Origin of the sequence: Mumia sp. zg.B21, from assembly GCF_019550855.1 — a bacterium.
Classification (GTDB): Bacteria; Actinomycetota; Actinomycetes; order Propionibacteriales; family Nocardioidaceae; genus Mumia.
Genome location: NZ_JAHWCJ010000004.1, coordinates 633,618 through 646,289, shown reverse-complemented (window position 1 = coordinate 646,289; position 12,672 = coordinate 633,618). Strand labels below are relative to the sequence as shown.

The 12,672-nt window shown below is 72.3% G+C and carries 9 protein-coding genes; 5 read left to right on the top strand and 4 right to left on the bottom strand.

The annotated features are described in order from the left end of the window. Window positions 1-19: 19 nt before the first annotated feature. Window positions 20-1,270, bottom strand: a complete 1,251-nt coding sequence (locus tag KV100_RS18285; RefSeq protein WP_220344533.1) for a hypothetical protein — start codon at window positions 1,268-1,270, stop codon at window positions 20-22. Further along, window positions 1,267-3,669, bottom strand: a complete 2,403-nt coding sequence (locus KV100_RS18280) for a hypothetical protein (protein WP_220344532.1) — start codon at window positions 3,667-3,669, stop codon at window positions 1,267-1,269. Before KV100_RS18280 ends, KV100_RS18285 begins: the two co-directional genes overlap by 4 nt. A gap of 319 nt (window positions 3,670-3,988) precedes the next feature. Here KV100_RS18280 and KV100_RS20285 point away from each other — a divergent pair, with 319 nt between their 5' ends. Together KV100_RS20285 and KV100_RS18270 are read left to right on the top strand one after the other, a co-directional pair. Beyond that, window positions 3,989-4,675, top strand: a complete 687-nt coding sequence (locus tag KV100_RS20285; protein ID WP_220344530.1) for a bacterial transcriptional activator domain-containing protein — start codon at window positions 3,989-3,991, stop codon at window positions 4,673-4,675. Window positions 4,676-4,738: 63 nt separating this feature from the next. Next, entirely contained in the window at window positions 4,739-5,947 is a 1,209-nt protein-coding gene (locus KV100_RS18270; RefSeq protein WP_220344529.1) for a sorbosone dehydrogenase family protein, read from the top strand. Here KV100_RS18270 and KV100_RS18265 read toward each other — a convergent pair. Then, window positions 5,944-6,945 carry a cation diffusion facilitator family transporter gene (locus KV100_RS18265; protein ID WP_374226673.1) on the bottom strand — a complete coding sequence of 334 codons (1,002 nt, stop codon included), beginning with the start codon at window positions 6,943-6,945 and terminating at the stop codon, window positions 5,944-5,946. The genes KV100_RS18270 and KV100_RS18265 overlap by 4 nt on opposite strands. A gap of 120 nt (window positions 6,946-7,065) precedes the next feature. Between KV100_RS18265 and KV100_RS18260 the strand changes: the two genes are divergently transcribed. Then, a complete protein-coding gene (locus KV100_RS18260; protein WP_220344524.1) occupies window positions 7,066-8,475 on the top strand; it encodes an amidase in 1,410 nt (469 codons plus the stop codon). A 63-nt stretch (window positions 8,476-8,538) separates the two neighbouring features. Further along, window positions 8,539-9,897, top strand: coding sequence for a M15 family metallopeptidase (locus tag KV100_RS20280; RefSeq protein ID WP_220344523.1), 1,359 nt, complete (start codon window positions 8,539-8,541; stop codon window positions 9,895-9,897). A gap of 17 nt (window positions 9,898-9,914) precedes the next feature. On the opposite strand, the gene rsgA is transcribed toward KV100_RS20280, so the two are convergent. Continuing rightward, window positions 9,915-10,919 carry a ribosome small subunit-dependent GTPase A gene (gene rsgA / locus KV100_RS18250; protein WP_220344521.1) on the bottom strand — a complete coding sequence of 335 codons (1,005 nt, stop codon included), beginning with the start codon at window positions 10,917-10,919 and terminating at the stop codon, window positions 9,915-9,917. A 54-nt stretch (window positions 10,920-10,973) separates the two neighbouring features. Here rsgA and KV100_RS18245 point away from each other — a divergent pair, with 54 nt between their 5' ends. Next, complete coding sequence (locus tag KV100_RS18245; protein WP_220344519.1) at window positions 10,974-12,620, top strand: acyl-CoA dehydrogenase family protein; 1,647 nt, start codon at window positions 10,974-10,976, stop codon at window positions 12,618-12,620. The last annotated feature ends 52 nt before the right edge of the window (window positions 12,621-12,672 follow it).

The following is a 12,672-nucleotide window of genomic DNA, read 5'->3' as shown; positions in this document are numbered from 1 at the left end:
CACCTCCGCTAGGCGCCGCTCACGCGGCGACGCTCCGTTGTCCGGTCATCCAGGTCCTCGCCCGCGAGATCCACTCGCCGGCCCTCTCAGGGTTCTCGGCCTCCCGCAGCCCGGCGAGGGCGATCAGCCGGATGCCCTCCGTCCCGCGCCAGTGCGGCGAGGTCCACAGCGCGGGTCCTGCGCTCCGCTCCAGCTCCGCGAGCGCCGACGGCGACACCCGCTGGGGGTCGACCAGCGCACTGACCGGCCGGTCCCGGAACCCGGGCACCGGGGTGTCGAGGCAGGTCGCGGCGATCGCGTCCAGGCGACGCTGCGAACGCAGGATGAGCGGCACGCTGCTCGCGTCGGCACGGCTCGCCGGATAGGTCGTCATGACCGCCCGCTCGAGCCGGTCCCACGGCCCAGGGCCGTACGCACGCCGACACATCGCGCAGCCCAGCAGGGTTCGCAACCACCCGATCGGGTGCGGATCCCCCAACGGCCACCGGAAGAGCGTCCGCTCGTCGCCGACCACGTCGTGCAGGGCGGCGACGGAGGCGAACCCGGTCAGGACGAACGCGTACACGTCCGCAGCGATCTCGCTGCTCCACGGCTGCCACATCGCCTTCAGGGCGGGATCGTCGGCGAGGGTCTTGCCGAGCGCGTCCGCGAGGGCGGCGTTCCATCCCGCGAGGTGGGCGACCTGGTGCCCCGTCTCGTGGAAGAGCGAGGTGGGACGATAAAGGTTGTGCCGCACGATCTTGACGGCGGCGACGGGGTTGACGGCCCCAGGGGCCCAGAGCCGGATCCCCACCCGGAGGATGCTGGCGCCCAAGCCCTCCCCCAGGTACGTGAGCACTGGGGGAACAGGGAGGCCGAGCGGCCGCAGGACCTGCTCGATGCTCTGGTAGGCGACCGAGTCGAGGAACTGCAGCGTCGTACGGAGATGTGTGCTCGTGCGGGTGTTGACCGCCTGTCCGAAGAAGTCCAGCGTCGTCTCCACCTGGACGTAGCGACGGCGGAACTGCTGCACCGCTGCGTGCGCCTCCGCGAGCCGCCCGGGATCCAGGCGACTGGCCCGGACCGCCGCCGTGGTCGTCCGGCCGTTCTCCAGCAGCTGGTCGACCGTCTGCGCCAGCTGGGTCCGCACCGGCAGGCCGATCGAGCGCTCGAGCGACTCCCACGCGTGCCGTGACGCGAACTCCTCGGCGTCGACGAAGCACTGCGCGGCACCGGTCCAGTGACCGAGCTGACGCTCGAGCTCGTCGGCGATCAGGCGGTGCTCGTTCACGGTTCGACCCTCCCGGGGACGACCGTGACCGTGGCGGGCGCCGCGGGCACCGCCGTCGTCCCGTTGCTGCCGGCGGTCGCAGCCTGTGGCGCCGTCCCGGGCGTCTCACCGGCGTCCGCGTCGTCGGCCGGGCCGGCGACGCCTCGCAGATGCACCTGAACGGTGACTCCGCGAGCCGGGTCCTGGGCGGCCCGCACGAACTCGTTGCCCCGCGTCCGGACGAACTCGGCCAACGCCTTGGCCAGGCCCGCACGCAACCGCCGCTGCGCACGCGACGGCCCTCGCCCACGCCCTCGGCCCCGTCCCCGCGGTGCCGTGGGTCGACGCCGACGCGGACCCCGCGCCGTCGCGAAGGCAGAGCGGAGCAGCGCGCGGAGCAGGGTCGTGCCCCCGCGGCCCGAGGCGACGGCAGCGGCGAGGCGTTGCGCGTCGGCCTCGGAGAAGAACAGCGACAGGCGGACGTCGCCACGTGACTCGTCGCTCCTGACCCTGCCGTCGCTCGGACGGACGGCCTCGGCGGCCGAACCCGGCGTCGCGTCGGGAGCGCCGCTCTGGCCCACAGGCTCGAGACGGAAGAAGCGCTGGCCCACGGAGATGCGGTGGCGCGACGCCAGGAAGCGGACGGGGGCATCGACACCGAGCCGCGGCTCGCGCAGCAGCACCCCCGCGTTGGCGATCGTCAGCGGATGCAGCTGGCTGTGCGCACCTCGGGCGGACGCCGACCCCGCGATCCTCTCGAGTCGCGCGAGGCGCACCAACGTCGTCCCCGGACCTGACTCGTACACGTGCACGCGGAACCGTCCCGGCAGGGCGATCCCCGCTGCTCGCAGCGCGGCAGCCAGCGTGACGCCGCCGAATGTCGTCACGGTCGAGGCGACCGCAGCGGTCACCTCGATCTCGGGCACCCGGGAGAACTTCTTGTAGGCGTAGGCCGTGCGAGCGTGCCGGACGACGAACGACCCGCCGAGCGACGGCGCGATCTGCAGGTCGGGCCGTACGAGCTGGGTGGGGAAGTTCGCTGCCACCGCCTCCTCGAAGGCCTCGGACAGAGCCACCTGGAGGAGGTCCTCGTCCTCGAAGAACGCCGCCGGCTGCTCCGAGAGCCGCCGCACCGTGTCCTCGACCGTCGCAGCGAGCGCCGCGGGGGCAGCCTCCTGCTCGAGATCGCCCGGACGGCCTTGCTCGAGCCCGATCACACGCATGCCCACATCGACGATCGCCGACGACAGGGGGCCGGAGAGCTTCGGCCCGACCCACTGTCCGATGAGCTTGGCGAGGAAACCCGACAGGAAGCCCACCACCTTCGGGCGACCGACGAGCCGGACGCCGAGCCTGAGCGCGGGCAGGATCGCGGGGAGGAACTGGTCGATCGCCGGGGTGAGGTCCTCACCCTCCTGTGCCGAGGCGACGCGGTCGATGAACGCGCTGCGAGCCGCTGCCAGCGACTCGAGCTCGTCGGACGCCGCCGGAGCGGCGCCGCGTTCCTGGTCGTGGCCGAAGCTCTCCCCTTGCTCCAGCGACTCACCACCGAGGACGGACTCCGCCAGAGCCGCGTCGAAGGACTCGGCAAGACTCTCGGGATCTCCCGCGGTCACCGGCGTCGGGGCGAACGACGAGACGAGGAACTCCTCCTCGGCGTCACCCTCGGTCTCGACGAGGTCCTCGGTCTCCTTCTGGGCCAGCCCGAAGCGCCGCGCGAGAGCGCGAGCGGGTTCGTGCAGCGCTGCCGGAAGCTTGTTGATGGCGATCGCGAGGACGCGCTGGAGCAGCGGGCGCACGAGCGCCTTCAGCTTGTTGAGGATGGGGCCGAGCACCGAGAGCGCCGCCTTCCCGATCTTGCCCGCAGTGCTGACCACCGTCTTCACGACGCTCTTGGCCTTCTTGATCAGGCCTCCGATGAACTCCTCGCCCGCTGGAGTGACGTCCAGCTCCCCGACCTCGAAGCGGCCGAGGAGCTCGTCGAGCTGGTCGGGTGCCATCGCCTCGACGTCCAGGTTCTGCAGGTGGTCGGCGAACCGTTGGACGCACCGCTCGGCCTCGGAGCCGATCGGTGCCAGGTGGGCATCGGCGATCTGCTGCCGCTGCAGAGCGAGCTGCTGCGGCTGCTCGGCGACCAGCCCCGTCTCGGCCGCTTCCGCGGTCTCCGCGATGAGCTCGGCAAGAGCCTCGTCGAACTGCTCGTCGTGGATGCTCTCGAAGGCTTCGGCGATGACCTCTGCCGTCTCCCCGTCTCCCTCGGCCTCGCCGGTGAGCAGCTCGGCGAACGGCGTTGTCACCTCGGTCCACGGGAGGAAGCCGAGGGTCGAGGGCAGCGTCTCCAGCGTGGTGGCGTCCTCGGCGAAGGGGGTCTCGACCTCTCCCTCGAGGCGTTCCCCTGCAGCTTGGTCGATCACGGTCATGAGACCCTCCCGGAGCTTGTCGATGCGCGACAACCAGCAGCCTGCAGGGCCGCCGTAGCCGGCGGGGTCTCGCTGTCGTCCCCGCCGCGACGAGGCCCCGTACCCCGCCCTGGTCGGTTCGCGTCCGTGCTGCGTCCCTGTTTCGTGCGCGGCGCGTCCTCGTCGTCGGGCGCAGGTGACAATGCCCGCGAGCGCGAGCCCGGGGGCCCCTATGCTCGTGAGGTCGAACCCACGCCGCCGTCGCCCGGCCCTCGCTCGACTCCGCGGCACGTGGCCCCCGGACGCCTACTCAGGACGTGCCAGGGACCAGGAGCAAACGGTGACCAGCTCGAACGGATCGCGCCGCGTCGGCGTCCTCGGAGGGCTCGGGACACGTCCCCCCGAACGCCTCTCGGGAGCCGGACGGCGGCTGCTCGCCTACGCCGCGGTGAAGGGACCCCGGGTGAATCGGCTCCTCACCGGCACCGACCTCTGGCCAGAGCTGACGGAGGCAAGGGCGCGCGCGAACGTGCGGCGTGCCCTCTGGCAGCTCCCCCGCCGCTGGGTCCGTGCCGACGGCCCCGACCTGGAGCTGGCGGCGAGCGTCGACCTGGGCGAGGCGCGCCGCGTGGCCGACCAGGCCCTGGCCGACGTCGAGGTGGGAGCGGAGGAGGTGGAGATGCTCAAGCACGACCTGCTGCCCGGGTGGTACGAGTCCTGGGTGCTGGACGAGCAGGACCAGTTCCACCTGCACCGTATCCAGGCTCTCGAAGCGGTGTGCAGGACCGCGTCGGCGGCAGGCGCCTACACGTTGGCGACCGGAGCAGGACTTGCCGCCGTCTGTGCGGAGCCGCTGCGCGAGTCGGCGGTGACGGTCCTCGTCCAGGCGCTGGTGACCGAGGGGAACCGCTTCGAGGCCGCGCGACGCTACCGTGCGTACGCGCAACGACTCCGCCACGAGCTCGGCGCCGCTCCGGGTGACGACCTGGTCGCGCTGGTGCGGCCCTTCCTCCGCCGTCGGGCGTGACGGCCGCGTACGACGGCCCCGTCGACCTCTCGCGCGATCGGTCGGTCGGAGTGAGACTGAGGTATGAGGAGATCCGCCGTCGCCATCGCAGGCCTGGCCGCCGCGGCCCTGCTCGTCCCCGAAGCCGGGGCGGGTGCGGAGCGCGAGAGCGGGGCTGCCCCACCGATCGCTCCCAGCACCGCTTCCGCCCGGCCCACGACGGCCCCGGCCCCGGCCGCGGCCCTGAGAGCCGCGCCGATGCGCGTCACCACCGTCCTGCGTGGCCTTGACCATCCGTGGGACATCGCGTTCATCTCGTCTCGGCAGTTCCTGTTCACCGAGCGCGCCCGCCGTACGATCTCGATCGGCACCCTCGGCGGCGGCAAGCGCGTCGTGGGGCGAGCGAGGGGCATCTGGGCGAGCGGGGAGACCGGGCTCATGGCGCTCGAGCTCGCGCCTGACTTCGCCCGTACCGGGGCCTTCTACACCTGCCACGGCTACCGCTCGGGCTCGACGACGGACGTCCGTGTGGCCCGCTGGCGCCTCAACGCCGCCCGCACCCGTGCCCGCCTGGTCACGACGATCGTGCGAGGGCTCCCCGCCACCACCGGACGCCACGGTGGGTGCGCACTGGCCTTCGGCGCGGGCAGGACGCTCTTCATCGGGACCGGTGACGCCGTGGTCGGGCGCAACCCGCAACGGCTCCGGTCCGGGGGCGGGAAGGTCCTCCGCGTCGATGCGCGGACGGGTCGCGGTCTGCGGACGAACCCGTACGCGAAGTCCCGCTACGCGATGAAGCGCCGGGTCTACACCTACGGCCACCGCAACGTGCAGGGCCTCGCACGGCGTGCGGGCCGCATGTGGTCGGTCGAGCAGGGCTCCTCACGCGACGACGAGGTCAACGCACTGTTCCGCAAGGGCAACTACGGGTGGAACCCGGTGCCGGGCTACAACGAGTCCGTCCCCATGACGAACCACCGGCTCCCGGGCAAGCAGCGCAGCGCACGGTGGCGTTCGGGCCGCACGACCCTCGCGACGACGGCTGCCGCCTGGCTGCGGGGGTCGGTCTGGGGCAACCGGGCCGGGCGCGTGCTCGCGGTGACGGCGCTGAAGGCCGAGCAGATCCGCCTGCTGCGGTTCGACAAGCGAGGCCGGCTGCGTGGCCAGTCGGTGGCGCTCCAGGGCCGGTACGGCCGGCTGCGGGCGATCACGGTCGCACCCGGGGGCGCGCTGTACGTGTCGACCTCGAACGGCAACGGAGCCGACCGCATCCTGCGCGTGCTCCCGGGCTAGGCGTCGGGCCCGAGGTCGGCGGGTGTGGCCGTGGACGCCGACCTGCGGAGGTCCGGCTCGAGGTAGATGACCCGGGCGATCGGGACGGCGGCGCGGATCCGAGCCTCCGCACCGTCGATGGCCGCGGCGATGTCGGCGGCGTCCTCCGTGGTGTCGACCTCGATCTTCGCGGCGACCAGCAGCTCCTCCGGGCCCAGGTGGAGGGTACGCAGGTGGATGACCGACGGCACGCCCTCCCCGACGACAGCCGCCTTGATGGCGTCGACGTCCTTGCGGCTCGCCGACTCACCGAGGAGCAGGGACTTGGTCTCGATCGCCAGCACTACGGCGATGGAGACGAGGAGCACCCCGATGCCGGCCGTACCGAGGGCGTCCCAGCGCCCGTCGTCGGTCGTCAGGGTCATGCCGACACCGAAGAGGGCCAGGACCAGGCCGATCAGGGCGCCGAAGTCCTCGAGGAGGACGACCGGGAGCTCCGGCGACTTCGCGTTGCGGATGAACGAGACCCACGACTGCGGTCCGCGGACGACGTTGGACTCGACGATGGCGGTGCGGAAGGAGAACCCCTCCATCCCGATCGCGGCCAGCAGCACCACGATCGGCACCCACTGCCAGGAGTCGATCGGGTGCGGGTCCTCCCACTTGTGCCAGGCCTCGTACAACGCGAAGAGACCACCGACGGAGAACAGCACGATGGACACGATGAACGCGTAGATGTACCGCTCCCGCCCGTACCCGAACGGATGGCGCTCGTCGGCCCGACGCCGGGCACGCTTGCCTCCGAGGAGCAGCAGCCCCTGGTTGCCGGAGTCGGCGACCGAGTGCACGGACTCGGCGAGCATGGACGAGGCACCGGTGAGGAGGAAGGCGACGAACTTCGTGACCGCGATCCCCAGGTTGGCCGCGAGCGCGGCGACGATCGCCCTGTTGCCCCCGTGTGCCGACACGTCCGTCCTCCTTGAGCCAGGGCCGGAGCCCGCCTGTTCCGCGCCTGGCAGCGTACCGCCGTGAGACCGTGGCCGCCGTACGTCAGCGCGCCCTGCAGAGGCCTCGGCGGTGCGGGATCCCACTGATACGCTCCCAGTGACCTCGGACACACGCATGCCTCAGGAGCCCCCGTGCCGCACTCACCTCGCGTCCACGCGTTCGGTGACGACGTTCTCGGTGACCTGGACGCGACCGGCGTCGCCGAGCTCGTCGCGACCCGTCAGATCAAGCCGCGCGAGGTCGCCGAGGCGGCGCTCGCCCGGGTCGAGGCGGTGTCCGCCCTCGATGCCGTCGAGCACCTCGACGCCGACCGAGCGCTCGACGCGGCCGACCGTGCCGCAGCGGGCGCGTTCGGTGGAGTGCCGACCTTCGTCAAGGACAACGTCGACGTCGCGGGCTGGCCGACGGGCAACGGCTCGGAGGCGTACGCGCCGCGACTCGCCCGCGCCGACAGCGACTTCGTACGGATGTGGTCCGACCAGGGCCTGACCTACCTCGGGAAGTCCCGGCTCCCGGAGTTCGGGTTCAGCGCGACCACCGAGTTCATGACCCGGCCGCCGGTGCGCAACCCGTGGAACCCTGCGTACTCGTCCGGTGCGTCGTCCGGTGGCTCGGCGGCGCTCGTGGCCGCCGGGGCGGTCCCCCTCGCTCACGCGAACGACGGCGGCGGATCCATCCGCATCCCGGCGGCGGCGTGCGGGCTGGTGGGCCTCAAGCCGACCCGTGGTCGCATCACTCCTGACCGCCTCGACGAGACGATGCCGGTCAAGGTGGTGACGCAGGGTGTCGTCACGCGGTCGGTGCGCGACACGGCTCGGTTCTTCGCGGCCGCCGAGCGCACCTACCGCAACCCGCGCCTGCCTGCGGTCCGGCTCGTCGAGGGCCCGGGCACGACCCGACTGCGCATCGGCGTCATCCACGACTCGGTGACGCGGGCCAGCGACCGCGAGACCCACGACGCAACCACCGGGACCGCCGAGCTCCTTGCGTCGCTCGGCCACCACGTCGAGGAGATGCCGCTCCCGATCACCCAGCAGTTCGCCGACGACTTCGCGCTCTACTGGGGGTTCCTCGCCTGGTACCTCACCGTCTCCGGCAAGCGTGGCCTCGGACCCGACTTCGACCCGGCGCTGACGGACAATCTCACCCAGGGCCTCGCCGCGGCGTTCCGCAAGGGTGTCCGCCGGTTCCCCGGAGCGATCTACCGCCTTCGCCGCGCCCAGCACTCCTACCGCGCGCTCTTCGCGACCTACGACGTGCTTCTCTCCCCCGTGCTCTCGCACACGACGCCCAAGCTCGGCTACCTCTCGCCGACGCTGGACTTCGACCGGCTCTTCGCGCGTCTGTATTCCTACGTCGGCTTCACACCGCTCAACAACGTCGCGGGAGGGCCGGCGATCTCGCTGCCTCTCGGGCAGACCCGCTCGGGGCTTCCCATCGGGTCCCACCTGTCCGCCGACCACGGTGACGAGCGGACGCTGCTGGAGCTCGCCTACGAGCTCGAGGCAGCGCGTCCCTTCGCCCGCATCCAGGACGCCTGAGACCCCGCGTCCACCGCGTGCGCCGGACGAGCCAACGGCTCTGCCGGGGCCTACGGTGGGATGGTGAAAGCAGCTCGCGCGCTCACCCTCCTCGTCACCGTCCTGGTCGGCGCCCTCGTCGGCTCGCTGCTCGGTGCGGCACCGGCCTCCGCCGCACCGCCCCAGCTCACCGTCTCGGCGCCGGCGAGCGCGTACGCGGGGACGACCGCCACGATCCGCGGCACCACCTCACGGTTGGACGGCGAGATCCTGCTCGAGCGCGGTCGCAACGACGGAGCCTGGGAGAGGCTGGCCGCGACGCGGCCCGCGTCAGACGGCTCGTACGCGGTGGGCGTCTCCGTCGTCCCGGGCGCCCAGCGACTGCGTGTACGTCACGTCACCGTTGAGGGGACCGCGGTTCGCGAGCTGGGTCTCACCGGGACCGCCGCACCGTCTCGACTCGCCCTGTCCGGGCCGGCCAGGCTCACCGACGGCCGTACCGCCACGCTGACGGCCCGCTGGACGACCGGTGACGGTCGCGCGGTGACCGGGACGGCCGCCCTGTGGGGTCGTCGCTCTGGGGAGTCGGCGTGGACACGGCGCGGCTCGGTGGCGGTGCGCGCAGGGTCCGGGAAGGTGCGGGTCAAGCCTCGTGTCGACGTCGCCTACCAGCTGCGCACCGCCCGGACGGCGTACGTCCTGGCGGGGACCTCCGCCCCGCGCGTCGTCGACAACGTGCCCCCGGGTCGGGTCTTCGTCCGTCCGCCGGGCGCAGCCTCGCCGCGCATCAGGCTCCCCCGGCAGCCTCGAGCACGTAAGGCCGGCGCGCACGTCTCCGTCAGCCGGATCTCCAACGCGGTGTGGCGCTCGATGAAGGGCCGCACCTGGCACCGCGGCTGCCCCGTGGGCCGGTCCTCACTCCGGATCCTGCGGACCAACTACTACGCCTACGACGGTTATCGGCGCCGTGGCGAGATCGTGGTCCACGCGCGCGTCGCGAAGGCGACCAAGCGCGTGTTCCGCGACCTGCACGCCGCGAAGGCTCCGATCCGGTCGCTCTACCGGGTCGACCGCTTCGGCTGGTCGCGCAGGCTGCGCGGTGGCGACGACATGAAGTCGATGGCCGCCGGCAACTCCTCGGGATTCAACTGCCGCAGCGTCGTGGGACGACCGGGACGGCGCAGCCCGCACAGCACGGGGCGCAGCATCGACCTCAACACCTGGGAGAACCCGTACCGCTCGGCGTGGGGCCTCGTCCCCAACCGCGACTGGGACTCCCGACGCAGCCCGGCGGCGTTCGTCTACCGCAGCCGCAACCATGCGGTGGTGCGGATCTTGGCGCGGCACGGGTTCCGGTGGCTGGGGAGCGCGGATTGGCAGCACTTCCAGTACTCCGGTCGCGGTGCTCGCCACCTGCCGGCGCCGAAGACGTTCTGGGACTGACCCGCCCCGGTCCTGGTTCAGTGCCCTCGCTCGCGACGCAGGCGGCGCTGGGCCCGGGTCGCGCGACGGAGGTGCCGGTTCTGCTCGGCGGCGAGGCGGGCGTCGGCGCGTCGTCGGAGCCACATGGCCTCACGCTGCAGCGCCTCCCAGCTCTCGTACCGCCGCAGGCTCAGCGTCCCGTCGTCCAGCGCCGCGCGCACTGCGCAGCCGGGCTCGACGTGGTGGCCGCAGTCGGCGAAGCGGCACGACTCGACGAGGTCCTCCACGTCGGCGAACGCACCTGCCAGCCCGTCTGGATCGGTGACTCCGACGCCACGCAGACCGGGTGTGTCCACGACCCAGCCGCCACCGGGGACCGCGACCAGCTCGCGCCAGACTGTGGTGTGCCGGCCCCGGCCGTCCGCTCGGATCGACGCCGTCTCGATCAGCTCCTCTCCGGCCAGCGCGTTCACCAGCGACGACTTCCCCGCGCCGGACGAGCCCACGAGGGCGAGCGTGGCACCGACCGGAACGAGCGCCGCGACCTCGGCGACCCCCTCCCCGGTCCTGATGCTGCAGACCATGACGTCGGCGCCGAGCTGCGTCGCGACGTCCTCGGCGACGTCGCCGGCATCCGGCGCGAGGTCGGCTTTGGTGAGCACGACACGCACGGACGCTCCGCTCGACCAGGCGACCACCAGCAACCGCTCGACCTTCTCCAAGGACGGCATCTGGTCGAGCGCGACGACGACCCCGACGGTGTCGACGTTGGCGGCGAGCGCCTGGCGCCGCGAAGACCCTCCCGGCTCCGCCCGCTCCAGCAGCGTCCGTCGGGGCTGGACCTCGACCACGGCACGGTCGTCGCCGTCCACGGCGACCGTGACCCAGTCGCCGACGCACGGAGCGTCCACCGGCTCGGAGACGGGGACGGCCACCCGCGCGGTCACCGCGTCACCGTGAGGCTCAAGAACCCGGACCTGTCCGCGGTCGACGCGGACCACCCGGCCGCTCCAGGCCGTCGCGCCGCCGTTCTGCGTCTCCATGAGCCTGACCGTACGAACGGCCTGCAGCGCGCGCGAACGATTTAAGGTGTCGCCATGGACCCGTTGCAGCGTGCCTCCACCAACCAGGCCGCCCCTCTCGTCGGCTACGACGCGGTGAGCTCCGACGCCGCTCTCGTCGCCGCGGTGCGCGCGTTCGCCGGTGACGACGCCCCGGAAGTCCTCTCGTCGCTGGAGCCCGTCGGACGGCTCGCCGGCTCGGCGGAGGCCCGCGAGCACGGGATGCTCGCCAACCAGAACGAGCCCGTCCACCACCCGGTCGACCGCTACGGCAACCGGGTGGACGAGATCGCGTTCCACCCGTCCTGGCACTGGATGATGAGGCAGGGGATCGGGTTCGGGCTGCACGCGACACCGTGGGTGAGCGACCAGCCCCAGCCGCACCTGCGGCGTGCTGCGGCGTACGTCGCGTGGACCCACAACGACCCGGGGCACGGCTGTCCGCTGACCATGACGTACGCCGCGGTCCCCGCGCTCCGCGCCGACGACGCGCAGGCCAAGCAGTGGACGGCACTGCTCGCCTCCACCTCGTACGACTTCGGGCTGCGCAACCCCGCGGAGAAGACGGGGATCCTCGCCGGGATGGGGATGACGGAGAAGCAAGGCGGCTCCGACGTCCGGACCAACGTCACGACGGCCACGCCGACGGCCGTCGACGGTGAGTACGTGCTGCACGGTCACAAGTGGTTCACGAGTGCTCCGATGAACGACCTCTTTCTGGTGCTTGCGCAGGCGCCGGGCGGACTCACCTGTTTCGTGGTGCCGCGGGTGCTCCCCGACGGGACGCGCAACCCGCTCCAGGTCGTCCGCCTCAAGGACAAGCTCGGCAACCGGTCCAACGCGTCCTCGGAGCTGGAGTTCGCCGGCACCTGGGGAGTCCGGCTCGGCGACGAGGGCCGCGGTGTCCGGACGATCATCGAGATGGTGGCCTCGACCCGCCTCGACTGCGTCCTGGGCTCGTCGGCGCTGATGCGCCGCTCGGTGGCGGAAGCCACGTGGCACGCCGCGCAGCGGTCCGCGTTCGGCGCGCCGCTGTCGCAGCAGCCGGCGATGCAGAACGTCCTCGCCGACCTCGCGATCGAGTCCGAGGCCGCGACGCTGCTCGGGCTCCGGCTGGCCGCGAGCGTGGAGAGGTCCGACGACGAGCACGAGAAGGCGCTGCGCCGGATCGCGCTGCCCCTCGCGAAGTTCTGGGTGTGCAAGCGCACGCCCTTCCACGTTGCGGAGGCGCTCGAGGTCCTCGGCGGCAACGGCTACGTCGAGGAGTCCGGCATGCCGCTGCTCTTCCGAGAGTCGCCGCTCAACTCGATCTGGGAGGGCAGCGGCAACGTGAACGCGCTCGACGTCCTCCGCGCCCTCCAGCGTGAGCCCCAGGCGCTCGAGGCGTGGTTGACCGAGATGGGTGCCGTACGGGGTTACGACCCGCGCGTCGACGGCATCGTGGACGACGTGCTGGTCGAGCTCGCTGATCTCGACGACGCCGAGTTCCGGGCCCGGCGCATCGCCGGTCAGATGGCGGTCGCGCTGCAGGCGTCTCTCCTCATCCGCCACAGCGATCCGGGGGTCTCCGACGCGTTCGTCGCCTCGCGGATCGGGGGCGACTGGGCGGGCGCCTTCGGGACGCTCCCCCGCGGGGTGGAGGCGGCCCGCATCGCCGAGCGGGCCACGCCCATCCTCGGCTGATCTCCGCCCCGTCATTTCGGTCACGCCGTTGGGTTAAGCCGTTGTCGCTGTG

Coding starts and splice junctions, on each gene's coding strand:
- KV100_RS18280 (WP_220344532.1), bottom strand. CDS start 3,669: ATGACCGTGATCGACCAAGCTGCAGGGGAACGCCTCGAGGGAGAGGTC.
- KV100_RS18270 (WP_220344529.1), top strand. CDS start 4,739: ATGAGGAGATCCGCCGTCGCCATCGCAGGCCTGGCCGCCGCGGCCCTG.
- rsgA (WP_220344521.1), bottom strand. CDS start 10,919: ATGGAGACGCAGAACGGCGGCGCGACGGCCTGGAGCGGCCGGGTGGTC.
- KV100_RS18245 (WP_220344519.1), top strand. CDS start 10,974: ATGGACCCGTTGCAGCGTGCCTCCACCAACCAGGCCGCCCCTCTCGTC.